Annotated in this window: 23 protein-coding genes; 11 read left to right on the forward strand and 12 right to left on the reverse strand. The window is 50.1% G+C overall.

What is annotated here, in order from left to right:
• Positions 1–48 precede the first annotated feature (48 nt).
• Positions 49–1,575: an AbgT family transporter gene (locus ACYVB1_RS04150; protein ID WP_460920881.1), complete on the forward strand. Its 1,527-nt coding sequence runs from the start codon at positions 49–51 to the stop codon at positions 1,573–1,575.
• 145 nt (positions 1,576–1,720) lie between these two features.
• Here ACYVB1_RS04150 and ACYVB1_RS04155 read toward each other — a convergent pair whose 3' ends face one another.
• On the reverse strand, positions 1,721–2,320 hold the full coding sequence (locus tag ACYVB1_RS04155; protein ID WP_460920883.1) for a porin family protein: 600 nt from the start codon (positions 2,318–2,320) through the stop codon (positions 1,721–1,723).
• Between the two features lie 502 nt (positions 2,321–2,822).
• Between ACYVB1_RS04155 and ACYVB1_RS04160 the strand changes: the two genes are divergently transcribed.
• Complete coding sequence (locus ACYVB1_RS04160; protein ID WP_460920885.1) at positions 2,823–4,145, forward strand: amidohydrolase; 1,323 nt, start codon at positions 2,823–2,825, stop codon at positions 4,143–4,145.
• 74 nt (positions 4,146–4,219) lie between these two features.
• Here the strand turns inward: ACYVB1_RS04160 and ACYVB1_RS04165 are convergent, their stop codons facing one another.
• Complete coding sequence (locus ACYVB1_RS04165; protein WP_460920887.1) at positions 4,220–4,843, reverse strand: hypothetical protein; 624 nt, start codon at positions 4,841–4,843, stop codon at positions 4,220–4,222.
• Between the two features lie 338 nt (positions 4,844–5,181).
• Between ACYVB1_RS04165 and ACYVB1_RS04170 the strand changes: the two genes are divergently transcribed.
• On the forward strand, positions 5,182–6,171 hold the full coding sequence (locus ACYVB1_RS04170) for a radical SAM protein (RefSeq protein WP_460920889.1): 990 nt from the start codon (positions 5,182–5,184) through the stop codon (positions 6,169–6,171).
• 111 nt (positions 6,172–6,282) lie between these two features.
• The gene (locus ACYVB1_RS04175) at positions 6,283–6,807 is read left to right on the forward strand and encodes a gamma carbonic anhydrase family protein (RefSeq protein ID WP_460920891.1); all 525 of its coding nucleotides are present in this window, start codon (positions 6,283–6,285) and stop codon (positions 6,805–6,807) included.
• Here the strand turns inward: ACYVB1_RS04175 and ACYVB1_RS04180 are convergent.
• The 3 genes from ACYVB1_RS04180 to ACYVB1_RS04190 form a co-directional block, all read right to left on the reverse strand.
• The gene (locus ACYVB1_RS04180; protein WP_460920893.1) at positions 6,804–7,259 is read right to left on the reverse strand and encodes a hemerythrin domain-containing protein; all 456 of its coding nucleotides are present in this window, start codon (positions 7,257–7,259) and stop codon (positions 6,804–6,806) included. The genes ACYVB1_RS04175 and ACYVB1_RS04180 overlap by 4 nt on opposite strands.
• A 7-nt stretch (positions 7,260–7,266) precedes the next feature.
• Entirely contained in the window at positions 7,267–8,583 is a 1,317-nt protein-coding gene (locus ACYVB1_RS04185) for a hemolysin family protein (RefSeq protein ID WP_460920895.1), read from the reverse strand.
• A 210-nt stretch (positions 8,584–8,793) separates the two neighbouring features.
• The gene (locus ACYVB1_RS04190) at positions 8,794–9,105 is read right to left on the reverse strand and encodes a hypothetical protein (protein WP_460920897.1); all 312 of its coding nucleotides are present in this window, start codon (positions 9,103–9,105) and stop codon (positions 8,794–8,796) included.
• A 577-nt stretch (positions 9,106–9,682) separates the two neighbouring features.
• Between ACYVB1_RS04190 and ACYVB1_RS04195 the strand changes: the two genes are divergently transcribed.
• The gene (locus tag ACYVB1_RS04195) at positions 9,683–11,902 is read left to right on the forward strand and encodes a protein-disulfide reductase DsbD family protein (protein ID WP_460920899.1); all 2,220 of its coding nucleotides are present in this window, start codon (positions 9,683–9,685) and stop codon (positions 11,900–11,902) included.
• Between the two features lie 232 nt (positions 11,903–12,134).
• Here the strand turns inward: ACYVB1_RS04195 and ACYVB1_RS04200 are convergent, their stop codons facing one another.
• The 4 genes from ACYVB1_RS04200 to ACYVB1_RS04215 form a co-directional block, all read right to left on the reverse strand.
• Complete coding sequence (locus tag ACYVB1_RS04200) at positions 12,135–12,740, reverse strand: superoxide dismutase (protein WP_460920901.1); 606 nt, start codon at positions 12,738–12,740, stop codon at positions 12,135–12,137.
• Between the two features lie 75 nt (positions 12,741–12,815).
• Positions 12,816–13,271: a nucleoside deaminase gene (locus ACYVB1_RS04205; RefSeq protein WP_460920903.1), complete on the reverse strand. Its 456-nt coding sequence runs from the start codon at positions 13,269–13,271 to the stop codon at positions 12,816–12,818.
• Positions 13,272–13,456: 185 nt separating this feature from the next.
• On the reverse strand, positions 13,457–14,026 hold the full coding sequence (locus ACYVB1_RS04210) for an energy transducer TonB (protein WP_460920905.1): 570 nt from the start codon (positions 14,024–14,026) through the stop codon (positions 13,457–13,459).
• 138 nt (positions 14,027–14,164) lie between these two features.
• Positions 14,165–14,719 (reverse strand): hypothetical protein, encoded by a 555-nt coding sequence (locus ACYVB1_RS04215; RefSeq protein ID WP_460920907.1) that lies wholly within the window; start codon positions 14,717–14,719, stop codon positions 14,165–14,167.
• Positions 14,720–14,986: 267 nt separating this feature from the next.
• Here ACYVB1_RS04215 and ACYVB1_RS04220 point away from each other — a divergent pair, with 267 nt between their 5' ends.
• Both ACYVB1_RS04220 and ACYVB1_RS04225 read left to right on the forward strand, forming a co-directional pair.
• Entirely contained in the window at positions 14,987–15,433 is a 447-nt protein-coding gene (locus ACYVB1_RS04220; RefSeq protein WP_460920909.1) for a hypothetical protein, read from the forward strand.
• 552 nt (positions 15,434–15,985) lie between these two features.
• Positions 15,986–16,381 (forward strand): GtrA family protein, encoded by a 396-nt coding sequence (locus ACYVB1_RS04225; RefSeq protein WP_460920911.1) that lies wholly within the window; start codon positions 15,986–15,988, stop codon positions 16,379–16,381.
• 11 nt (positions 16,382–16,392) lie between these two features.
• Here the strand turns inward: ACYVB1_RS04225 and ACYVB1_RS04230 are convergent, their stop codons facing one another.
• Entirely contained in the window at positions 16,393–18,027 is a 1,635-nt protein-coding gene (locus tag ACYVB1_RS04230) for a glycosyltransferase family 39 protein (RefSeq protein WP_460920913.1), read from the reverse strand.
• An 85-nt stretch (positions 18,028–18,112) separates the two neighbouring features.
• On the opposite strand from ACYVB1_RS04230, the gene ACYVB1_RS04235 reads away from it, so the two are divergent.
• The 4 genes from ACYVB1_RS04235 (at position 18,113) to ACYVB1_RS04250 (ending at position 22,584) form a co-directional block, all read left to right on the forward strand.
• The gene (locus ACYVB1_RS04235; protein WP_460920915.1) at positions 18,113–19,006 is read left to right on the forward strand and encodes a glycerophosphodiester phosphodiesterase; all 894 of its coding nucleotides are present in this window, start codon (positions 18,113–18,115) and stop codon (positions 19,004–19,006) included.
• A 67-nt stretch (positions 19,007–19,073) separates the two neighbouring features.
• On the forward strand, positions 19,074–20,831 hold the full coding sequence (gene aspS, locus ACYVB1_RS04240) for an aspartate--tRNA ligase (RefSeq protein WP_460920917.1): 1,758 nt from the start codon (positions 19,074–19,076) through the stop codon (positions 20,829–20,831).
• Positions 20,832–20,873: 42 nt separating this feature from the next.
• On the forward strand, positions 20,874–21,422 hold the full coding sequence (locus ACYVB1_RS04245) for a GNAT family N-acetyltransferase (protein WP_460920919.1): 549 nt from the start codon (positions 20,874–20,876) through the stop codon (positions 21,420–21,422).
• A gap of 391 nt (positions 21,423–21,813) precedes the next feature.
• Entirely contained in the window at positions 21,814–22,584 is a 771-nt protein-coding gene (locus ACYVB1_RS04250) for a 3-keto-disaccharide hydrolase (protein ID WP_460920921.1), read from the forward strand.
• A gap of 119 nt (positions 22,585–22,703) precedes the next feature.
• Here the strand turns inward: ACYVB1_RS04250 and ACYVB1_RS04255 are convergent, their stop codons facing one another.
• Both ACYVB1_RS04255 and ACYVB1_RS04260 read right to left on the reverse strand, forming a co-directional pair.
• Positions 22,704–24,086, reverse strand: a complete 1,383-nt coding sequence (locus ACYVB1_RS04255; RefSeq protein WP_460920923.1) for an NADH-quinone oxidoreductase subunit N — start codon at positions 24,084–24,086, stop codon at positions 22,704–22,706.
• A gap of 35 nt (positions 24,087–24,121) precedes the next feature.
• Positions 24,122–25,573 carry a complex I subunit 4 family protein gene (locus ACYVB1_RS04260; protein ID WP_460921111.1) on the reverse strand — a complete coding sequence of 484 codons (1,452 nt, stop codon included), beginning with the start codon at positions 25,571–25,573 and terminating at the stop codon, positions 24,122–24,124.
• Positions 25,574–25,583 lie beyond the last annotated feature (10 nt).

Below are 25,583 nucleotides of genomic sequence, written 5' to 3' on the forward strand. Positions count from 1 at the left end.
AAGCATTTAACCTGCAACACTCCTGAGAAGCAAACCTAAACTGTTCTTATGGCTGACCTACAACAGAAGAAATCAGGCGTCGACAAGTTCTTATCCGTGGTAGAGCGCATAGGCAATGCCCTGCCGCACCCTGCCACGCTTTTTGCCGGCTTTGCCGTGCTGGTGGTTATCCTATCGTGGGTGGCCAGCCTCTTCGACATGGCCGTGGTGCACCCGGGAACCGGCGAGACAGTGACGCCGGTAAACCTGCTTTCCACTGAGGGCCTGCACATGATCCTGACGCGCATGGTCACCAACTTCACCGGTTTTGCGCCGCTGGGAACGGTGCTGGTGTCGTTGTTAGGTATCGGCATTGCAGAGGGCACCGGCCTGATAGGGGCGGTGCTGCGCCTGGTGGTGCTGTCCTCGCCGAAGCGCCTGCTTACGTTTGTCATCGTTTTCTCCGGGGTTATCTCTAACACTGCATCAGAGGTAGGATATGTGCTGCTGGTGCCGCTGGCTGCAGTTATCTTCCTGGCGGCAGGTCGCCACCCGCTGGCCGGTCTGGCGGCAGCGTTTGCCGGGGTGTCGGGTGGCTACAGTGCCAACCTTTTGCTGGGTACCGTCGATCCGCTGCTGGCAGGCTTGTCTACAGAGGCAGCCAGGATCATTGACCCCAACTATGCCGTAAACCCGGCGGCGAACTACTATTTTATGTTTGTGTCCACTTTCATCATTGCCGCCCTGGGTACCTGGGTAACGGAAAAAATTGTGATACCAAGGTTGGGGGAGTATGAGGGAGATGAAAAGCCGCAAAGCATCGACAGGCTGAATGCACAGGAAAAGCGCGGGCTGCTCTACGCCACCATTGCCATTCTGCTGATGACGGCGTTTATTCTGGGAGGGCTTATTCCGGAGAACGGTTACCTACGCGACCCGGAGACAAACGAGATCCTGCACTCGCCTTTCATGTCTGGTATCGTGGCGTTCATCTTCCTGCTGGCAGGTATAGCGGGTATAGCCTATGGTGTGGGTGCCAGAACCATTAAAAACGACAGCGATGTAATGCGGGGCATGGCCAAATCAATGGAAACCCTCGGCTCCTATATTGTGCTGGTCTTTTTTGCGGCGCAGTTCGTTGCCTACTTTAACTGGACCAATCTCGGGCTGATTCTGGCTATTAACGGAGCTGATGTGCTGAAAACGCTGGGGCTGAGTGATATCCCGCTCATGATCACGTTCATCATCGTGGCCGCTCTCATCAACCTGGTGATGGGTTCTGCCTCCGCGAAGTGGGCTATTATGGCGCCGGTCTTTATCCCGATGTTTATGCTGCTGGGCTATACACCGGAGTTCACGCAGGTAGGCTACCGTATCGGCGACAGCGTAACCAATATCATTTCACCGATGATGTCTTATTTTGCCCTCATTGTCGCCTTCATACAGCGTTATGACAGGAATGCGGGTATCGGTACGGTTATTTCCACGATGCTGCCTTATTCGGTGGTGTTCTTCATTGGCTGGGTTGTGCTGCTCATTCTCTGGATTCTGCTGGGCCTGCCCATCGGTCCGGGTGCAGACATGTACATGCCCTGATCATTGCACCAGCGTATCAGGATAAAAGACACAGGACTTCAGGCCATACGCTGGGGTGTACAGAAGATTCTGTTGTATGACATATTTAAGCACAGAAGCCGCAGGTGGTAACCACCTGCGGCTTCTGCCTTTTGGTCGCCCAGCCTTACCTGAACAGTTTATAGCCCAGGCTAAAAATGAACTGCTGGTTATGCACCTCCATGCCGGTTTGCTGGGCCGTGTTCGTGAGTTGGCGGTTAATGCGCTCGTACCGCACATCAGCTGTCATGCTGCCGATGTCGATTCCTACACCAGCCTGGAAGCCCCAGTCAGCATTCTCCATGTACTGCTTGATGTCCTGCCCCTCCTGCCTGGCACTGAGCAGGGTAGAGGATACAGGGCCGGCCTGCACACGCAGCACATTCAGGAAGTTATAACCCACCATAACCGGTACGTCCAGGCGGTTGAATTTAAAATCCTCCACCCGTACGCCCATGTTGTCGGCACCTGATACTTCTATTCTGCCGCCTGTGGAAGTTAATATAGCCTCCGGCTGCACAAAAAAGCCAGCTACCTGGAGGCGTGCAAACGCACCGGCGTGGTACCCGGTCACATTTTCTGCTTTGGTATACTGCCACGGGTCGTTGCGGAGCTTCTGTATCTCCACGTTTGCGGTGCTAAGCCCTGCTTTCACACCCGCCTGTAGTTGTGCCCTTGCTGCCACACTGGTAGCCAGCAAGGCCATTATCATCACCAGTCTCTTCATAGTTCCTGCGTTTTGTTTAGGTGCTTTTTTCAGAACATAACGCTGGGAGAGCAGCAAATGGTATGAAAAGACAGAAGCCGCCCCCAACCGGGTGCGGCTTCTGAACTTTAACGGTAGGTAACTTACTTACATCTCACCTTAAACAAGTACACCGTTGCTTTTAGAATCAAACAAAAGTAGCGATTTAACAGCACTGTATATGTTAATTTAGACGAAGCGGCTGCTTTATAGTGCCACTTGCGCGAATGTATAGACGAACAGTAAAAAGCACTTGTCAGCCGGGCTATGCCAACTATGCCATAAGGCAAAGGCAGCAGTAAAAGATGTGTTCTAACCTTTGCCCGAAATAGGTGGGAAAAGCGGAGCTTGAGCTATATTCTGATTTGTGCTGTAACATGTAAATTGATTCCACAGTCTTAAGTGTGGCTGCTTATCTCTTTCCGGCGAGGTGGTGAATGTCGGGGTAAAGCTGTAAATTACGCTTCAATCTATTTTGCTACCCGTGAAGAAAATTTCCTTACTCTTGGGCCTGGCCCTTTCTGCCGGCATCAGCTATGCACAGTCTCCTGCACTAAAAGAAGCCAGCGCTTATACTGATAAAAATTATGCATCGCTGGACAAGCTCTACAAGCAGCTTCACCAGAACCCGGAGCTCTCGCTGCAGGAGGAGAAAACTGCCCAGGTGATGGCACAGGAACTGAAGAGCCTCGGCTTTGAGGTGATGGAGAAAATGGGCGCCCATGGCGTGGTGGGGGTGCTGAAGAACGGAAAAGGCCCTACTGTCCTCATCCGCACTGATATGGATGCCCTGCCACTGGAGGAGAAAACAGGCCTCCCATATGCCAGCACAGCCAGGGGCGTGAACGCAGCAGGCAACGAAGTAAACGTGATGCATGCCTGCGGGCACGACATTCACATGACGGTGTTTACCGGAACGGCACGGGCACTGGTGCATACAAAAGACAAATGGAAAGGCACACTGGTGATGGTGGCGCAGTCGGCGGAGGAGAACGGGTTTGGGGCAGACCTGATGTTTAAGGCCGGACTGTATGATAAGATTCCCACACCTGATTATGCCATTGCCATGCACGACAACGCCTCATTGCCAGCCGGCAAGATCGGTTACCGCGAAGGCGCTTTCATGGCCAGTGTGGATATGATGGACATCACCGTATTCGGGCAGGGTGGCCATGGTGCCGCGCCACACACCACCATCGACCCGGTCGTGCTCAGTTCGCAGATGGTGATGGCGTTCCAGACTATTGTCAGCCGCACACTAGATCCGATTGCTCCGGCCGTGGTAACAGTAGGTTCCATACACGGTGGCACCGTACACAATATTATCCCGGACGAAGTAAAGCTGCAATTGACGCTGCGCTCTTACTCAGACGAGGTGCGGGAGCAAACTATTGCCGCCATTCGCCGGATCAGCCAGAACTTGGCAGAGTCTGCCGGTCTGCCTGAAAACAAAATGCCCATTATCAGCATCCGCGACCCACAGACACCGGCCACCATCAACGATCCTGCCCTGACGAAGAGGCTTGTGGGTGTGCTAAAGAAAAGCTTCGGAGAAGAGAATCTTGTAGAAATGCCGCCTAATATGGTGGGGGAGGACTTCAGCCGCTTTGGCCGCCAAGACAAGAAAGTGCCCATCTGCATGTTCTGGCTAGGAGCCGTAGATCCGGCCAAAGTGCGGGCGGCTGAACAGAAAGGAGAAGCACTGCCGTCGCTGCACTCTCCTTTGTTTGCGCCACTACCGGAGCCAACCATTAAAACAGGTGTAAAAGCAATGAGCGCCGCTGCGCTGGAATTGTTTGGGAAGTAAGAAAGTAACTGTTTCGTGTAAGGGGCGCGCGAGGTCATCGACCGATGCCGGCATTTACACAGTATTAGGGGGTATTATATTATTTTTTCTTTCATCAGTTTTCCGAATTTATTTAATGCATATATGGTACCCGCATTAGTACCTGTCATATCTCCACCATCAATTCCTTGGTTTGCGAGAAGTCCTACTGAAAAAAGATGGTCGAGTATATATGTATCAATTAGGTCATTATGAGAGGTGATTTCTTCTCGTTTGTCAAAAATTATAATTTGAATGACATCTTCCACATAGGCAGTATTGATTATAGAAGAAATTCGTAAAAACTCGTCTTTTGAGATTTCTCGGCAAACAAAGAGTCTAAGGCTTTTAGCAAGCCATCTAATTTTAGTTAAGCTATCCGCCCTTTCCAAAACTAATAAGATCTTAGACCCTATCTTACTATAGTCTTTATCTTTTAAGTATTTTTCTTTAAACTCAGTTACTTCTTCTTGATTCTTTAAACCCAGTTCGCTTATGAAGTGAATTATTTTAGTCAACAAAATCTTGTCTGACACGGAATTAATTAAATTCACTACTGAGATTCCTGTCCCAATTATTGGAATGTCCTTGAACAAGCCGTCTTCTAATAGTTTGTCCAATCCTATTTCACCAAGGTCCTTACTAATTGAAAGAATTTCGTTTTTTTCTGTCTCGTTCATTCTGTTATTTTAATTGCCTCTAACCATTGTCTATCAGGAGTGTTACTCCTGCTGTTTACACTATAAGTGAAATAGGGTTTCCCATCTGCTTTTGCTGAAAATAACCCATACTGTGCATGAACTATAAGGGCAATATTTTTCTCCTTAAAGATAAAAGTATTGTTAAGCTTTAGCACCTCCTGCTATTGTAAAATTCAGTAGCCTGTTTCGATGCTGATTTGTTGCTTTGGCCAGCTAATTAGTGCTGTAAAAGCCACAGCGCTAACTAAGATTTAATGACAGCAGCAGAAAAGAGAAGCAGATTGCTGATTGTGCTTCTTGAACCTTATCTTTGCTACATGCGCCTGACCTCCAAACCTGTGCTTTGCAACTACTACGTTACCTACCGCTGTAACGCAAAGTGCTCGTTCTGCGACATTTGGGAAAAGCCGTCGCCTTACATTACGCTGGAGGATGTGCACCAAAACCTGCAGGACCTGAAGCGGCTGGGCGTGCAGGTGATAGACTTTACCGGCGGAGAGCCGCTGCTGCACCGCCAGATAGACGAGATGCTGGGGATGGCACACGACATGGGTTTTATCACCACCCTCACCACCAACGGCATGTTGTACCCGAAACTGGCTGAGCGGCTGAAGGGCAAGGTCGACATGCTGCACTTCTCCCTCGACTCTTCGGAAAAAGAAGCGCACGACAAAGGCCGAGGGGTAGCCTGCTACGATTTTGTGATGGAGTCTATTGCCAGTGCCAAGCAACTGGGTGAGCGCCCTGATATCCTGTTTACCGTGTTCCGGAGCAATCTGCACCAGCTGGAGGAGGTGTACCAGAACATCATACTCCCCAACAAGCTGCTGCTCATTATCAACCCGGCTTTTGAGTACAATGCCGTGGATACCGGGGAGCAACTGACGGCGGAAGAACTCAGCTACCTGGCTGCCTTCGGCAAGCGCAAAAGCGTATACCTGAACGAGGGGTTTGTGCAGCTGCGCCGCGACGGAGGCAACCACATAGCAGATCCGGTTTGCAAAGCTGCCAGCACCACGCTGGTTATATCCCCGGAAAACGAACTGGTGCTGCCCTGTTACCACCTCGGCTCAAAAAGTTACCCTATCAACGGGAAGCTGTATGAGCTATACCGGTCACAGGAGGTGGAGGAACTGAAGCGGCAGGAGGGAAGGCTGCCGGAGTGCGAGGGTTGCACTATTAACTGTTACATGCAGCCCAGCTTCGCGGTGGAAGTGAACAAGTACTTCTGGAAAGCCCTGCCCAGCACCCTTAAGTACAACTACATGAAGGGAACCTGGAAAAGACTGCTTCCATTTAACAGTTAACAGGTGTCAATTATCAATTTGTGATTGGGGTGATTCCATGTCTCCTCATCCGGGCTCTCAAACCAAACCTATATTCAGTTATTCAGAATTCAATCATTCAAGATTAAAGTTATGCCAGTTATACTTCCGGTTAAAGGTGTGAAGCCGCAAATGGGCGAAGGCTGTTTTATTGCCGAGAATGCCACCATAGTAGGCGATGTGGTTTTGGGAAACGAGTGCTCTGTCTGGTTTAACGCCGTCATCCGGGGCGATGTGAACAGCATCCGCATCGGGGACAAAACCAACATACAGGATGGAGCAGTCATTCACTGCACCTACCAGAAGGCTGCCACCACCATTGGCAGCAACGTATCCATCGGCCACAACGCCATTGTACATGGCTGCACGGTGCAGGATAATGTGTTAATCGGCATGGGGTCTATTGTGATGGATAATGCAGTGGTGCAGCAGAACTGTATTGTGGCAGCGGGGGCTATTGTGCTTGAAAATACCGTGTGCGAGTCCGGGTGGATATATGCAGGCATACCGGCAAAAAAAGTAAAGCAGCTGAGCCCGGAGCAGGTAGAAGGGCTGGACAAGGTAGCGAACAACTATGTAATGTACAGCGGCTGGTTTACAGGCCGGGACCTGGTTTAAGCCAGGTGCTGCTCCACTTGCTTCTCTAAGCGTTGCAGTTCAGCTTCCGGTAGTTCCTGTTGCAGTTGCTCAAAAAACACGCGCTCTTCCTGCCGTATGTGCTGCTCCAGTAGCTGCCCTACCTCGTGAAGCTTGTCAGGCAGTGCTATATCAGCAGCCTGCGGCAATGCCTGTATCAGTTCTTCCAGTTGCCGGTGCTCTGCCTGCAACTGTTGGGCCTGTTGCTTGAGATTAAGGGAGAAAGTGCCGGCAAGCGCAAAAACAGTGGTTTCTTCCAGGGCGAAATGCGGCTGCAGGTGCTCCTCGTAAAACTGCAGTACATAATCGCGTTTGGCTACGGCAGTGGTGGGCATTCCTTTGTAAGGCGGGGCACCGTGTTGCAAAAGCCTTGCTGTGAGCAGGCCCCCGTGGTGCTGGCGTGAGATAGGTATCAGGCTCTGGTGGCGTTTCATAACCCTGCTATGCCTCCTCGCCCTTCAACATTTCTTCGCGCACCTTTAGCAGTACCCACTCCACGCGTCTTTCCGATTTCTCCAGTACCCGTACTTCATACTCGTTGAAGTTGATGATGTCGTTGAGGGTCTCTGGTATTTGCCCGTAGATCACGTTCAGAAGGCCGCCTACGGTTTCGTAGTCTTCGCCTTCGGGTAGCGGGTAGGGCAGGTAGTCGTTGGCATCGGAAATGGTGGCAGCGCCGCTCACTTTAAAGTCAAAGTCACCGACTTTCTGCACAATGGGTACTTCCTCGTCGTACTCATCCTGTATCTCGCCTACCAGTTCCTCGATAATGTCTTCTATGGTCACGATGCCTGAAACGCCGCCGAACTCGTCTGTGGCAACGGCCATGTGCATGTGGCGGCGCTGGAACTGCTTCAGCAAAAGGTTTATTTTCTTTGTTTCCGGCACAAAGTAAGCCGGGCGCATCAGCTCCTCTACATTTATGGCTTCGCCCCGGCGCACAATGCTGAGAATATCCTTTACATACAGGATACCTACAATATTGTCGATGTTGCCGTTGTATACGGGCAGGCGGGAGTAGCCTTCGTTAAAGATCAGCTCCATCAGTTCCTGCTCAGAGATGCTTACATCAACGGCAACCACCTTGGTCCGTGGCACCAGGATCTGCTTCACCATGCGCTCGTTGAACTCAAAAACATTCTCAATCAGTTCATGGTGCGCATCCAGAATAGCGCCGCTCTCCACACTTTGTTCAAACAGCAGCCGAAGCTCATCTGCTGTGTGTACCTCAGCGCCGTGTGTTGGCTGTATGCCCATGCCGCGTAGCACAAGGTTAGCCAGGCCATTTAGCAGCCAGATAAACGGGCTGAATAAGATATAAAAGAAACGAAGCGGAAAGGCCACACTCAGCGCAGTAGACTCGGAGCGCTGTATAGCCAGCGATTTAGGGGCAAGCTCACCGAACACAATGTGCAGCACGGTGATAATGGCAAAAGAAATGGGCAGGGAAATCTGGTGCGCAAGCTCCTCACTGCCCCTGAAACCAAAAAACTCCATCACGTTAATCACGATCTGAGACACCACGCTTTCGCCTATCCAACCCAAGCCCAGTGAGGCAAGCGTAATACCCAACTGTGTAGCCGAGAGGTAGGCATCCAGGTGCGTGAGCATGTTCTGAGTTAGCTTTGCCATGCTGTTGCCTGCCAGCGCCCGTAGTTCGATTTGTGAGGATCGCACCTTTACAAGTGCAAACTCAGCCGCAACAAAGAAACCGTTTAGAAGGACCAGGAAGATGGTTAACAGTATATCAAACGCCATAGAGAGTTTTTGCTGTTGTGTAGCAGCAAAGCTGTAAAATTAATTAAAATACGTGCTTTTACCAGAAGGGTATGGGTTGCTGTAGGGAAAACCTGTGCATAACAGCCTGTGCAGGCAGTAAGAGGGGTTTTCTATATAGATTTTATAAAATGCCACAAAAACAAAAAGGTGCCGCAAAGCACCTTTTTGTTCTCAGACATGCAAAATTACTCAGGAGCGCAACTGCGCAGAGGTCGCCTTGGCGGTGCTGAACAACTCGCTGGCGTTTTCCTGGGACAGGCGCGGCAGGAAGATGTTCCTGGCCTCTGACTCGGAAATTATTTTGTATGCGTGCGTGGCAACTTCATCCTGAAAAGGATTGCAGAAAGAGTAAATATACTCATCAGAAAAAGTCCTGTAAACTATATGGAAGTTGTGCTTCTCGTCTCGCACTAACTTTATGGCCTTGAAAACATTCTCGAACGTCTTGCCACATTCGGTTCGTAAAGTGAAATCAACATAGCTGTGTAAAGTTTTTTCCATATCTGATGTGTTATATTATGCTTTGCCTGATGTAAATATTACAAGATGTTTTTGATATTTAATTCACAGGGTTACGTAGAAAACCGTGTTTGTCCGTGAGTGTATGTTTTCTAATGGTAAAAGTTCTTCTTCTGTATGTAAACGATCAAATTTTGGTATTCTCTACGGAAAGTATTTGACAATGTTTATTTTTTAATATATGTATTGTTTAATATTTAAGTTTTAGTTGCACTGAATGAGTTGTGCTAAAGGGAGGTGGTTTTTTGAAACACCTGTTTAAAAACAGCAGGCGGTTCTTTGGCTAAAATCTGAATGGAGGGAGTTGGACTGTTCAGAAGCTCAAATTTTGAGGATTCTTAAAAATAACACGCTCACCCTGCACCTCAAAAAGCCATCAGTGGTCACTGGAGTGGTTTTATATGGCCAGGCAGGTAACGTTAGGCGCTGTTTAGTTGTTGTTTATCTGGCACCTGAAGCGTCGGGTGCCAGATCAGTGCAAAATTACCTATTTTTGTAGCAGTCATGATACTGGTAATTAGTACAAGGCAATGCTAGTATCTAAAGTGAACCAACCCCTATGATGAATAATAACATAGTAAAACCGCTGCTGGTAACCTGGTTGCTTCTGATGGTAACGGTGATGGTGCAGGCGCAGGTGCTGAAGCCTGCTACCTGGAGCTATGGCGTCTCCAAAAAGCAGGTGGCCGTGGGGGAGGAGGTAGAGTTGATTTTCAATGTTCGCATTGACAAAGACTGGTACCTCTACTCCTCCGACTTTGACCCTGACCTGGGACCAATGGTAACAGAGTTTAACTTTCAGAAGCACCCGTCTTATGAGCTGGTAGGTAAAATAAAACCCATCAACCCGAAAAAGAAATACGACGATATCTGGGAGGGAGAGTACACGTACTTTACCGGTACGGCACAGTTTCGGCAGAAAATACGCGTACTGCAGCCCGACCTGCAAGTAAAAGGCAGCTACGAATACCAGGTTTGTACAGACGTGGACGGCCGTTGCATTCCGTTTGATGATACTTTCACCTTCACAAACAAGCAGATAGCTGTTACGGCTGCTGCAAGCCCAGCAGCTCAGCCGGCTAACAAGGTGCCTGTAAAGGTAGAGCAGGAAGCGCCGGCACAGGAGCCTGCGCAATCGGCACCGCAACCTGCGGAGACACAGGCAGCGGTTACTGAAGATACTGCCGCTGCCCAGAGCAGTGCAGGAGATATGACCGCCTTTCCGGAACTTGGCGCAACTGCTGAGGCTTCCCCCGCAGGGGGCAGCGATGTTCCTTCAGCTATCTCTGAGCCGGCGCCTGCCACGGGCTCAGATGGCCTCTGGGCTTTTATGCTGATAGCCTTCGGTTCAGGCCTGGTGGCGCTGCTGACGCCTTGTGTTTTCCCGATGGTGCCCATGACGGTGAGCTTTTTTACGGGCAGCAGCGGCAGCAAAGGGCAGGCTGTCCTGAAAGCGCTTGTCTATGGCTTATCTATTATCGCTATTTACACGATCATCGGAACGGTGGTAGCCAAACTATTCGGAGCCGATGGCGCTAATTTTATCAGCACGCACTGGTTCCCGAATCTGCTGTTCTTCCTGGTGTTCCTGTTGTTTGCCATGTCTTTCTTTGGCATGTTCGAGATTACGCTGCCCAGTTCCTGGCTTACAAAGGTAGATGCCCAGGCGGATAGAGGTGGTTGGATTGGCGTGTTCTTCATGGCTTTTACGTTGGCGCTGGTGTCTTTCTCCTGCACAGGCCCTATTGTAGGAAGCATATTGGTGGCCTCAGCAGGAGGTGAAACCATACGCCCTGTGGTGGGCATGTTCGGGTTCTCACTGGCTTTTGCGCTGCCCTTCACCTTGTTTGCTGTTTTTCCGTCGTGGCTGAGTGGCCTGCCAAAATCCGGAGGCTGGCTGAATTCCGTGAAGGTGGTGCTGGGCTTTATAGAGCTGGCGCTGGCGCTTAAGTTCTTAAGCGTAGCAGACCAGGTGTATCATTGGGGCATCCTGGACCGGGAAGTGTACCTGGCGCTCTGGATTGTGATTTTCACACTGATGGGCTTTTACCTGCTGGGCAAGCTGAAGTTCTCCCACGACTCTGAGCTGAAGTACATCAGTGTGCCGCGCCTGTTCTTCGCAATTGCCACCTTTGCCTTTGTCGTATACCTGATACCGGGCATGTTCGGGGCACCGCTCAAAGCACTGGCCGGTTACCTGCCGCCGCAGACAACCCAGGACTTCGACTTAAACACTATCGCGCAGAGAGGGGGAGGAGCGGGTGTCGCTGCTGATGCGAACCAACTTTGTGAGCCCCCGAAGTATGCTGATTTCCTGCACCTGCCACACGGCCTGAAAGGATATTTTGACCTGGAGCAGGCAAAGCGCTGTGCCGCCGAGCAGGGCAAACCTATCTTCATCGACTTTACGGGGCATGGCTGCGTGAATTGCCGCGAAATGGAAGCAAACGTGTGGTCAGACCCTGCAGTGCTGAAACGGCTTCGCGAAGATTATGTCATTCTTGCGCTCTATGTGGATGACAAGACAGAGCTGCCGGAATCGGAGTGGTACACTAGCAACTACGACAATAAAGTGAAAAAGACCATTGGAAAACAGTACGCTGACTACCAGATAACTAAGTTCAATGTAAATGCCCAGCCGTATTATGTGCTGATGGATGAAAACGAGAACGTGCTGGTAAAGCCAATTACTTACGACCTGAATGTGGAGAACTTTGTGAACTTCCTGGATGCCGGTGTCGCTTCTTACAAGGCAAGACAACAGGTAGCGCAACAGTAAGCAGCATAATCAAGCTGAGACAAAATCCCCTGCCATGGTAGCTGCCGTGGCAGGGGATTTTGTCTTAGAACCTCTTCCGTCCTCCGAATTTACGAATATTCTGCCAACTGCGAAGCTGAAGGGCGCAGTACTGGCAGTTAGCTCCGTAAATTGTAAAAGCCCCACCATTGCTGGAGGGGCTTTTACATAATCTTACAGACGCTTCAGGTCTGTAGCTGATGTCTTAAAATGACTACTTCGCTTCGCTGTAGCGGCGTGATACCTCATCCCAGTTCACTACGTTCCAGAATGCACTGATGTAGTCTGGACGACGGTTCTGGTAGTTCAGGTAATACGCATGCTCCCACACGTCCAGGCCAAGAATTGGCTGGCCGCCGCAAGCCTGTTCAATATCCATGATAGGAGAGTCCTGATTTGCAGTAGAGCAAACAGTCAGCTTGCCGTTGTCTACGCACAGCCAGGCCCAGCCGGAACCGAAACGTGTAGCCGCAGCTTTGTTGAATTCTTCTTTGAAGGCATCAAAAGAACCGAAGGCGCTGTTGATAGCGTCTGCCAGTTCGCCGGATGGCTGCCCACCGCCGTTTGGCGACAGGATGGTCCAGAACAGGTTGTGGTTGTAATAACCACCGCCGTTGTTGCGGACAGCTGTGTTGCCACCTACGTTCTTCAGGATCTCTTCTATAGACTTATTCTCCATGTCAGTGCCCTGAATGGCATTGTTCAGGTTGTTAGTATAAGCTTGGTGGTGCTTTGTATGGTGGATTTCCATGGTGCGCGCATCGATGTGCGGCTCCAGTGCGTTGTAATCGTAAGGTAGTTTCGGAAGTTCGAAAGCCATAGTTTTATGTGGTTTATGGTTGAAAAATGATGTTCATACACTTGCTTTAAGTGTACGGCTTGGTCTCAAAGTTAGTTAATTTCTTTTAGCAGCAAAGAAAGAGGCCATCAGTCCGGCGCACTCCTGTGCCATAATCCCGCTCACCATCTCTGTTTTAGGGTGCAGCAGGTTGCCTACCCGGCGGTAACCGCGCTTGGGCTCGGGTGCCCCGAACACCACCCGCTTCAGCTGTGCCCAATAGCTGGCACCGGCACACATAATGCAGGGCTCCACTGTTACGTACAGGGTACAGTCGTGGAGATATTTGTTGCCCAAGTACTCAGAGGCAGCGGTAAAAGCCAGCATTTCGGCATGTGCCGTCACATCGTTCAGCTTCTCGGTCTGGTTATAGGCTTTGGCTATGACGCGGTTATTAGAAACAATGACAGCGCCAATCGGAACCTCGCCTTCGGCATAAGCCTGTTGTGCCTGCACATATGCCTGCTGCATAAAGTTCTCGTCGCTGTATATAGATAAAAAGTCTGTTGCCATTCGTTTTTGTTTAAAGGGAACCCGGACTATAACCGGTTAAAGGGCGAACTGTTTCCGGGTGCTTTATTCATGAAGCGGCCGAAGCAGAAAGCAGTACGTGCCTCCTCCTTCAAATTTAAGACATAAGCCGTACGAATCAAAAAGCAGGTACAGCGCAGGCTTTTGGTTTGGCACACCACAGCAGTTTATCTGGATGCACCAAACCCGGTGACAGTAACTTCTTCAGACAAGAACACGGGGTGGTTAGGAGCATCTGCTTTTATCTTCCTTGAAATTTCTGTCAGGTAATCCTCCGGCAGGGGCTTGCTGCTTCCTGCTGCGCCTTCCATGTTAAACCGGAATGGAAACAGGTAGGTGGAGCTAACAGGAATTTCTTTATGTAAGGCAGGTTCCCAGCGGGGCATTAGCTTAAGCACTCTCAAAGGTTCCTTGTCTAGCAGCGGGCTATCAGCGTGTGCTGCCTTTATGTCTTTTACCTTGCCTGTTTCATCTATTGTCACCTGCATCACCACAAACCCTGCTGTTTTAGTTAACTGTGCACGGGTAGGGTATTTTGTGTTCATGGCCAGGAACTTCAGCATTTCATTTTCTCCCCCCGGAAACTGAGGAGCCTTTACATCATCTGCGGAAGCCATAGCGGCAGCCTTTTCCTGTGCTTTAGATGAAAGGCTTTGAGCCTGAGCAAGGGAAGGATTGACGAAGCAGGAAAAGATGAAAAGGGAAACAAACAGGAAAGGTGGGATTATTTTGTGCATGATGTATTTCAGAACAATTGCGCCGCATAAGGTTTTAGAAGTATAAATATAATGATTCTGAATTGTTCTGCCTGTTTTGTTATGGCATGATAAAGCCCCACCGGAAAGGAGGGGCTTTATAGCACAAGTGCCGTGCACTTACTTGATGTTGATAGAACTCATGATTTCACGTGCCGGCTCCTGCCAATCGCTCTTCAGCATAAAAGGCACATGGAACGTGAAAACCATCATCTGGTTTCCTGAAATGGCATACTGCACAATGCTGTACTTCTGCACAGGAGCCAGGTTGGAGGTGCTGCGCTCGTCCTCTACCGAGGATACATATTCAAAAACGATGTAGTCCTTGCCCTTGATTTTGGTCACTTCATCCCGGATAAAATCGATTTTGGAATGCCTTTCCATCAAGGCGGCCTTGTAAAACTCACGCATCATGCCCAGGTCCTGCGCTCTGAACTGGGAAATTTTCTGCGTTACGCTAAAGTCTACCTGGCCATTCGGGCTGGTGTAAACGGCCAGTGGCTTTGTGGTGGCAGGGTAGCGGCGTGCAATGCCATCGTCCGGCATGGGCGTGAAGTTCTGGGGCAGCATAATGCTGATCTCCTTACTGATGTTTACTTTTTTCAGTTTAGGCTGGGCAAAAGCAACACCAGCTAAAAAAAGAATGGCTAAAAAAGCTAAATATCGCATATTCATAATATGGGTTGGCAAAGCTATTAAAAATCCGGGGGCAGTGGCCAGGAATTGCTTATTTGAAGCAATTATTTTGCCAAAGTCCATAACGAAGCTGTGCTGCTTTCATTGTGCCTGCAATATCTTCTGCGAGTGTTCATCGTTAATTAAAGAAGTGGTTTATCTGGTGCATACGGCACTCCTCTAAGAAGTGTGCTTGCTACAACACACAAAGGATGTTCGTGCCCGTACTAAAAAGTTTAGGACAAAATTTAACTATACATAAAAACTATGTTTGCAGATATTATCAATAACATGAAAGGGCAGCTGACAGGTGAGTTGCAGAGCAAGTATAACCTGGAGCCTGAGAAAGCGAATAAATCAGTAGATCTGGCCAAGGACAACCTGATGGATGAAATGAAAAACCGCGCCAGCAGTGGCGATTTTGGGGGCATTATGGATGTGTTAAAGGGTAATAAAGGTGCTACTGAAAGCACCGCCGTAAACAGCGCCATCCAAAGATATGTCGGGGACCTGACTACCAAGTTGGGGATTCCGGCCTCTGTAGCTAACCAGGTAGCGCCGTTTGTGATGACCTTCATTATGAACAGGTTCTCCAGCAAAGTAACCCAGGAGGGCATGGGGCAGTCTGATATTATGAGCAGCCTGATAGGCGGCGGTATCAAAGACTCCCTTACCAAAGGCCTTGGCGGTAAGCTGGGAGGCATGTTTAAGTAACGTAAAGTGCTTTTGCGGATAATGAAAGAAGCCATACCTAGCGGGTATGGCTTCTTTTTTTAACGTCACTTGTGGTTGTTTGGTGCAGAAAGACAAGGCTTACCCCCTTTTAAATAAGCTTGCCCTATTGCCGGGAGCTTTAGCTGCCAACAATGTCTTTGAAATATAAAATGCCTGATAAAGCAGGGTTGTTCTTTACGCGGTTTGTTTTCTGACCACCTTCGCCCTTAGTTGTCCAGGGTAAAGTGGTGCAGCTTCATACTGCTTTGCTAGCAGCTTACAAGGTACGAAGTAAACTCCTATTTCAGGAATTTGTTTTTCCTTTCTTCGCTTAAGTCCAGCCTTGTTTCCGCAGGATGCTGTACGGGGGCATCTGTGTCTGAACGTGAAACTCAAACTATCAACCAGTTTGAAGCATGAGTCTGGCAGTAGAAAAGGATTCTTTAGATAAACAGGAAAGTTGGTGACCTGCCGGAAGTCTGCTATTTTTGCGGCTTCTTTCATCTTAGGGCCTTACTGCCAGGCCTTAAATGCAGTGTAACGTCCGGGGGAATGTCTGAAAGTTTACTAAACCTGTTTTTAAAGTTTCTCAAGTTTGGAGTAGTGGGATTTTCGGGCCTGGTGCTGGATTTTGGTATTACCTATATCGCAAAAGAGCGGCTGCGGTGGAACAAATATGTGGCCAACAGTCTGGGCTTTCTGGTTGCCAGCATCAGCAACTATTACCTCAACCGTATCTGGACGTTCCATAGCGCAGACCCGGAGGTAGGGTGGCAGTTCTCCAAGTTCCTGCTTGTAGCCGTGATAGGATTGTTGCTCAATAACTTTATTGTGTACCTGCTAACAGAGCGCGCTAAACTTAATTTTTATATCGCTAAGTTTGGTGCCATCGTAATAGTGTTCTTCTGGAACTTCTCCATCAATTACTTTTATACCTTCACGAGGTAAGAAGAGGCTAGCTAGGGCAGTATCTGGAAAATCTGCACATGCTCGTCTTTGTGCACGCGCGGATTCAGCAGGTGCAGCAGCTGGTCGTAGAGCGAAGGAGTGATGGTGTGCTCCAGCTGCAGGTTCGGGAACAGGCTGCGAAGCCTTGCCATGCGTTCTTCCTGGTCATCATTCCCCACCATCACCACATAATCAGGCTTAAAGTCCACAGAGTTTATCTCCTGCTGCAGTTCCTTAGGCGTTTTTTCTTCATTAAAAGTATAGGCCATCACAAAGTTGCCCGGCAGCTGCTGGTGCTCCTGCAGGTACTCCTGCCACACCTTGTCCCCATCCAGTACATACTCCCTGTACTCAGCGCTCAGGCGGCCCAGGTAAAAGAGAGGTGGTTTTTTTACGCTGTGGTTCCCGAACTCCAACACCACACCGTCCAGGTCAGGTTTGTCTGATAGGTATACCAGCGGGGCTACGCGGCTCTTTTTAGTATAGGTGAAAGCCATGCCTACTGTAGCCAGTATGTTCAACGTCCAGAAAAAGCCCCAGCTCCAGGCCAGCAGCTTACGGCGGCGGTGCCAGAACGAGGACGTCTGCACAAACTGCTGCCAGCCGATAACCCCTAAAATCATGATCAACGGAAACAGGGGAAGAATAAAGCGCTCCTGCTTGTTCGGAAACAGCGAGTGTGCCACAAAAAAGAGCAGTCCTGCCCAGAACAGCTTTGGGGCCAGCCGGGCGGTGCGGGCGTAACCCAGCACCAGGAATACACTGACCGGAGGCACGAGGAAACCAAGAATGGTGAGGGCGAAACGGTATACAGGGCCCGTGCTGAAGTTCTCTGCATTCTCGGAGTTGTAAAGGAAATATGTAACAACAGAATGGAAGGGATAGCCAAAAAAGACAATATCGATGACACCCTGCACCAGAAATGCGACTACGGTAAAGCCTGCCAATACGGCCACTGCTTCGCGCCACTGGCGGCGGTAGAGCAGCACCAGCCCGGCACCGGCTCCGAACAAAGCCGTGTGGTAGCGTATGGTAAAGGCAAGGGCAAACAGCGCACCAGCCCAAAAATAGGGCATCACCCGCTTTCGAACAGCCTGGTCCTGTCTCAGCATCAGGTAAAAGGCAGCGAGGTAAGGCGGGATACACACCATCTCCACCAGGTTGCGCACGCTCATGAAAGGCATAAACCAAACCAGCGCCAGCATCAGCCCCACCAGCCGGGCATTCATCCTGTTCGAGAGCAACTTCGTGATTTTATAGCCAAAATATACCACCAGCAGGGAGTACAGCCCATGCAGCACCCGCACAACTGTCATTTTTGTTTCCGGGCTGAAAATACCCACTGCCTCCAGCACATAGAAAATGCCATAGTGCGCGAGCGCGTACAGCATGCTGTGGCGTGGCGGTATCGGCTCGTTCAGCCAAATCGGGAGTCCGTTAAGCCAGCCTTGTGCTACTGTTATAACATCAAAATGATCGTCGCTGAATGCAAATCCCTTGGAAAAGAAAGCCGCCACCATGCGTATGAGCAGGGCAAGCAGCATGATAAAAGAAAGCGGAACCAGGTATGGGGTTGTTGCCTGCCCCGGAGCCGGAGTTTCAGTTGTAGCGCCTGCACCGGCAGTAGTTTTCGTAGAGCTTGACATGTGACTGACGTAGTACTGCACAAATTTAAGGGGAATTAAAAAGAAATGGTGTTAACTTTGTCTTTTTAATCTGAAAAGGAGAAGTATGTATTCGGTGAAACAGGCAAAAAAGCGGCGTTACAGGTTTATGCCTGCGTTGGTTTTGCTGGTTGGCCTTGGAGTGCTTGTTTCCCTGGGACTCCATTTCTACTATGCCTCCAGGTATAAGGAGGCTGAGGTGTTGCTGCTGGGGCATGCTGGCTCTGCCTTTTTCTCACCACTCAATCCGTTTAACCCGCTGCCGCCTAATAGCAGAGCCTCTATTGAGAAAGCGATGGAGGAGGGAGCCGATGGCCTGGAAGTGGATGTGCAGCTGAGCAAAGACGGTGTGCCCATCCTGTACCATGACGTGACAGTAGCCTCGATGACCGTGTGGCCTGAGCCGGATACCATCGACAACATGCCCGCCTCTAAGGTGGTGGGGCTGGCGTATAAGGGAGGCTTTCCTTACGACCTGTTTCACGACGAGAAAATCATTACCCTGGAAGAGTTGCTAAAGCTCCTCAGCACCTACCCGGAAAAGCCGTACCTGCACCTCGACCTGCGCAATCACGATGCCTCTCGCCATGCCCTCTACGCTCAAACGCTGATGGCTATGTTGCGCCAGTACAACTACCCGCTGCAGAAACTGGCTTTCATCTCTCCCAATCCTGATTTCCTGGAGGCTTTCCGGGAAGAGGAGCCGGAAGCGGTGTTGGTTATAGACACGGGAGGAGACCATGAGCAAGCTATACAGACGGTGCTGGAACGTGAGTTTCAAGGCATTTGCGCCAACGGCAGGGATATAAATGCAGAGCAGGTGCGCCAGGCAAAGCAAAAAGGGCTCCTGGTAGTGCTGTTTGGTGGTAAGTCTTACTCCCGTATCTCTAAGATGATAGCCATGGAGCCCGACGCCATCCAGGTAAACGATGTGGCCACTATGCGCCAGATGCTCGACTAACATCTTTCCAATTCATAGTAGCTTACAAATTAGTACATTTGCACGAACACATTCATTGAATTAAACTATGCTCAGAACACATACTTGCGGCGAACTCCGCCTTAACAATGTAAATGAAGAGGTAATCCTGACAGGCTGGGTACAGCGTGTGCGCGACAAAGGCGGCATGGCATGGGTGGATCTCCGCGACCGCTATGGTATTACGCAGCTCTCTTTTGAAGAAGGTGTTACACCTCCTGCCATATTAGAGCAGGCCCGTGATTTAGGTCGGGAGTATGTAGTGCGAGCGACCGGAAGTGTGATTGAGCGTTTCTCGAAGAACGATAAAATACCTACAGGCGATATAGAGGTAAAAGTAACGAAGCTGGAGGTGCTGAATGCTGCCAAGCTGCCTCCATTCCTGATAGAAGACGAGACAGATGGCGGTGATGACCTGCGCATGAAGTACCGCTACCTTGACCTGCGCCGTACGCCGGTGCGCCGCAACCTGGAGCTGCGCCACCGCATGATGCGCGAAGCCCGCAACTACCTGGACGGCCAGTACTTTATTGAGGTGGAGACGCCGGTGCTGATTAAGTCTACGCCGGAGGGTGCCCGTGACTTTGTAGTGCCAAGCCGCATGAATCCGGGTGAGTTTTACGCCCTGCCACAGTCGCCGCAAACGTTTAAGCAGCTGCTGATGGTATCAGGCTTCGACAAGTATTTCCAGATTGTGAAGTGCTTCCGTGACGAAGATCTTCGTGCTGACCGCCAGCCGGAGTTTACGCAGATAGACTGTGAGATGTCTTTTGTGACGCAGGAAGATATCCTGAACACGTTTGAAGGCTTCATCAAGCATATGTTTGCCACGGTAAAAGGCATCCACATCGACAAGCTGCCGCGCATGACGTATGCCGACGCCATGAAGTTCTACGGCTCTGACAAACCGGATACGCGTTTCGATATGCGTTTCGTGGAGTTAAATGCACTTGCTCAGCAAAAAGGCTTCCCTGTATTCGACAACGCGGAACTGGTAGTGGGCATCAATGCGAAAGGTGCCGCCTCTTATACCCGCAAGCAGCTTGACGAACTGACAAACTTTGTGAAGCGCCCGCAGGTAGGTGCCACTGGGCTGGTGTATGCCCGCGTAAACGAGGACGGCAGTATCAAATCTTCTGTAGATAAATTCTTTACAGCTGAGGACCTGGACGCATGGGGCACAGCCTTTGATGCCAAACCTGGTGACCTCTTGCTTATTTTAGCAGGTAATGCTGATAAAACACGTAAGGCCTTGAACGAGCTGCGCCTGGAAATGGGAGAGCAGCTTGGCCTGCGTGATAAGAACGTGTTCTCGCCGCTGTGGGTAGTAGATTTTCCGCTGCTGGAGTGGGACGAGGAGACGCAGCGTTACCACGCCATGCACCACCCGTTCACTTCGCCGAAGCCTGAGGACCTTGCACTCATCGATGACAGGCCAGGGGACATTCGCGCCAACGCTTACGACATGGTAATCAACGGTGTGGAAGTAGGAGGCGGTTCTATCCGTATCCACGACCGCAGGCTGCAGGAGCAGATGTTCCGGCTGCTGGGCTTCTCTACCGAGGAGGCAGAGGCACAGTTTGGCTTCCTGATGAATGCGTTTGAGTACGGGGCGCCGCCGCATGGTGGTATCGCCTTTGGCTTCGACAGGCTCTGCTCCTTATTTGGTGGCGCAGACTCTATCCGCGACTTCATTGCTTTCCCGAAAAATAACTCGGGCCGTGATGTGATGATAGATGCCCCGTCGCCAATCTCGGACGAGCAGTTAAACGAATTGCACATCCGCATGAAAAACCTGCCTGCTTAAGCAGTAGCAGTAGGATTATACATTTATTTCTTATCCGCACAGGTGAAGGTAGCAGCGCAGGAGTATGAATTGAGAACGGGTGAGAAAGTCCTGATCCGGGAAGGAAAAGTAGCCGATTCGGAAGCCTTACTGGAAACCGTGCGGGAATATGTGCTCACGAGCCGGTACCTGATTGTGGCTCCCGAAGATCTTAACAGCACGGTAGCTGATGAGGAGAAGTGGATAAAAGAACTGCGGCAGAACCCGAACAGCCTGTTGTTGCTTGCCCTGCACAAAGGAGAAGTTATCGGTAACCTTGACCTGACCGGCAGCGATGAAGCGTATGAGGACCAGTCCGGTTTGATCACGATGGGCATCCTGCAGGCGTATCAGAACAAGGGTTTGGGCTCCCTGATGTTACGTGAGGCGATAGCATGGGCCCGGCAAAACCACCAGCTGCAGGTACTTTGCCTGCAGGTAAAGAGGGCGAACAAACGTGCCGTACGACTGTACCAGAAGGCGGGCTTTAAAGTAGAAGGGAAGAACCCGGATGTAGCACCCGAAGAACAGGTTGATTACAGCGAAAGCATTATTATGACGCTGAACCTGTAATAAGAAGTAGCAGGATGAAAGCTTTCCTTTTTAGCTTCCTTCAGTGGAAGCAACTGAACCATAAACTAAAAGCCTGTAGCCGGAAATGGTTGCAGGCTTTTTTATTCCGCCTGTTTTCAAAGGCACATCAGGATAAAGCAGGCTTGAGAACAGCTTGCCTGTAGAGCATTACCTCAAGAGAACTGAAATTGGCACGTTGCACTTCACGCTGAAAATGTGTATCATAGCAGTAGCAAGCGGCAATCTTAATAGTAGAGGCGGAGATGCAGAATGCCATCGGCTCTACTAAAGGTTACTCCTTTAGCACTTGCTTAACATCCTTTCTTCGGGAGATTACTATACTGGACCGGCAAATAAAACTTTAAGTGATCGTATAACTCAACACTATTCTATGACATCTAAAATCGTAATGACAGTCCTGTTAGCAGGCAGTTTTTTTATGGCACAGGCACAGCAAAAGGCAAGACCAGAAGACACGGAAGTGTGGGAACCTGTACCTAAAAAGGTACAGCCGGGGGAGGTGCGGATAGAGGCACCTTCAGATGCAATTTTCCTTTTCGATGGGAAGAACCTGGATGAGTGGGTAATGACCCAGGACAGGAGCAAGCCGGCACAATGGAAGGTGTCTGATGGCGTGCTCACTGTGAATAAAGAAACCGGTAACATTGAAACAAAGAGGGAATTCACAGATTACCAACTGCACCTTGAATGGCGTATTCCTGAGAACATCAATTTGGAGGGGCAGTCAAGGGGTAACAGCGGGCTTTTCCTGGCCTCTACAGGCAAAGGCGATGCGGGATATGAACTGCAGATACTCGACTCTTATAACAACAAGACCTATGTAAACGGCATGGCGGGCAGTATCTACAAACAGTCTATCCCGCTGGCAAACCCTACCAGGAAGCCAGGCGAGTGGCAGACCTATGATGTGTTCTGGAAAGCGCCTACTTTTAATGCAGATGGTTCTGTAAAGACGCCTGCGCGGGTAACGGTGATGTTCAATGGTGTGTTGGTGCAAAATAATGTAGAGCTGCAGGGCCCTACACAGTATATTGGCCAGCCCTCCTATAAACCACATGGTGCTGCCCCTATAAAACTGCAGGCACACGGTGATAAAAGTGTACCTATCAGCTTCCGCAATATCTGGATTAGAGATTTGTAACAGGCTGTTCCCTTACTTGTCTCTGTGTACAGCTACAGTGGCACAAATATCATAAAAACAAAAGCGACTGCCCCTTCAGGAGCAGCCGCTTTTGTTTTATCTGTGTCTTATAAAAAGGTCTAGATGATATCACTTACAAGTGCCGGGGCTATACCGAGCAGGATAGTGAGCACCGTGATGAAGATAAGCATGAAAGTGGAGAAGCTGCTCACTTCGAGTCGCTTTAAGTTTTCTGCCGGGTGCATGTACATGGCAATTATTACGCGGAAGTAATAGTAGATACCTACAGCAGCCAGAATAACGGCTACTACTACCAGCCACACCTGGTTTGTGTCCTGCAACACGGCGGCGAATACAAAAAACTTAGCGAAGAAACCGGCTGTAAGCGGAATACCTGCCAGCGAGCACATTGAAACCGTCATTACGAAAGCCAGCAGCGGGTTTGTTTTGCCTAATCCGTTGAAAGCCTCGTACACTTCACCGCCACGCTGTGCTTTTACCATGCTTAACACGCCGAAGGCAGCTACTGTAGCAGTAGAGTAAGCCAGTGAATAAAACAGGATAGAAGAATCCGAGTGTTCGTTGAAAGCAACCAGCGCCATCAGCAGGTAACCTGCGTGCGAGATACTGGAGTAGGCCAGCATGCGCTTAACATTTGTCTGCACCACCGCACCGATATTTCCTACAACCAGTGTCAGCGTGGTAATAGCAACCAGTGTCGGGAACCAAGTGGCATATGATGCCGCGAAAGCAGCTGCCATCAGTTTAAAGAAAGCCGCCACACCCGCAGTTTTCACTACAGTGGACATAAACGCTGTGAAGAAGGTAGGAGAACCTTCGTACACATCAGGTGCCCAGAAGTGGAATGGCGCAGCTGAAATTTTAAATGAGATACCGATGATGACCATCAGCAGGCCCAGCAGGAACATTGCGCTTAATACGCCGTTGTTAGCTGCCTGCACTGCCCCAATCTCTGTGATATTGAAGGTGCCGGTCGCGCCATAAATCAGCACAATACCAAACAGCAGGATACCAGTAAAGAAAGAGCCCATCAGGAAATATTTCAAAGCTGCTTCATTTGAGCGCAGGCTCTTTTTATCGCTGCCGGCCAGCACGTACATGGCAATGGAAAGAATCTCGATGCCAACGAACAGCATCAGGATGTTCTCGTAACCCACCATCATCACAGCGCCTACCAGGGAGAACAACAGCAAAGAGTAAAACTCAGCTAAGTTATCGTCACTGTGGTCCACGTAACGCTGTGAGAAGGGTACGAGCAGCAGGGTAGTCAGCACCATGATACCCGTGAATGCCACCGCATAATTGTCGATGGTGAGCATGTTGTTGAAATAGCTCTGGGTATCGTTCCAGCTAAAGAGGTTTACACCAAACACTACTGCCAGAAACAGCAGCGCCAGTGGCAGCAATGGCTTCTTTGATTTCGCAAAACCTATAAAGAGGTTCAGGATGCCGAAGAAGGAGAGAAGTATGATCGAAGTCATGTCGTCGTGTTTCCTTTAATTCTTTTTATTCTCGCTTAGCGTCTGATGATGTTCAGTAGATTACCCACAGCAGGCTCTGAGATGCTCAGGAAGGTGTTCGGGAACAAACCTATCCAGAATACCATGATAACTAACGGAATCAGCACCGCCTTTTCGTTCATGGTCAGGTCAGCGAAGACCTCTGTTGCCGGAGATTTCGGTCCGAACATCACGCCCTGGAACATGCGCAGCATATAAACTGCACCCAGGATGATGGTTAAGCCAGCCGCGGCGCCAAACCAGCCATTGTACTGGAACACACCAGACAGCAGCAGGAACTCTCCTACGAAGCCGTTGGTAAGCGGCAGCGCAATAGAACCCAGCATCAGAATCATGAAGAAGATGGAGAGGGCAGGAGTAGTTTGCGTAATACCGCCCAGGCTGGTTATTTCTCTGGTCTGAGTACGGCTGAAAATGATGTCAATGATGAAGAATAAGCCTACCACGTTAATACCATGGCTCAGCATCTGTATTACACCGCCCTGCAGGCCTTGCTCATTCAGTGTAAAGATACCGGCTGCAATCAGGCCCACGTGCGCAATTGAAGAATAAGCTATCAGGCGCTTCAGGTCGCGCTGGCGAATGGCGATGAAAGAGGCGTACACAATGCCAATGATGGACAGCACCAGCACCAGTTCAGCCCACTGGCTCACACCGTACGGCACCACCGGCAATAACCAGCGCAGCACACCGTAAATCCCCATCTTCAGCATGATGCCAGAAAGCAACATCGTGGCCTGCGTCGGAGACTCAGTATAGGTGTCCGGCTGCCAGGTGTGGAAAGGGAACACCGGCATTTTAATAGCAAAAGCGATAAACAGGAACCAGAAGATCCAACTCTGCGACTCGCTTGACAGGTTTAGTTTGTAGAAGGCGAAAACCTCTGATGAGTGATTGCCTGGTGTCTGCAGGTAGAGGTACACAAAAGCAGCCAGCATAAACAGCGAGCCGAAGATGGTGTACACAAAGAACTTAAAGGTAACCGGTATTCTTCTGGCACCGCCCCAGATGGCAGCAATAAAGTACACCGGGATCAGGGCCAGTTCCCAGAAGAAGTAGAACAGGAACGCATCCAGGGCCACGAATACGCCAATCAGGCCCGACTGCATGAACAGGATTAGGGCGTAAAAGGCGTTCGGGTTTTTATATGCGTGCTTGAAAGAGGAAAGGATGATGAGTGGCACAAGGAACGTCGTCAGCAGCACCATCAGGAGACTGATGCCATCCATGCCGATGGTGAACCCGATGCCGGCACTCTCCACCCACGGGAAAGACAGGGCCATTTGTGTGCTGCCGCTGGCTGTGTTAAAACCGGCCAGTGCCACCAGCGCCAGAACAAACTCAATAAGGGCTGCCCCGAAAGCCACTGTTCTGGCGGCTTGCCCTTTCATGAGCAGCACTACCAGTGCAGCTAAGGCAGGCCAGAAAAGTATTATAGCTGTAAGTATCATCTTCTAA

It is taken from the genome of Pontibacter brevis, from assembly GCF_054779655.1.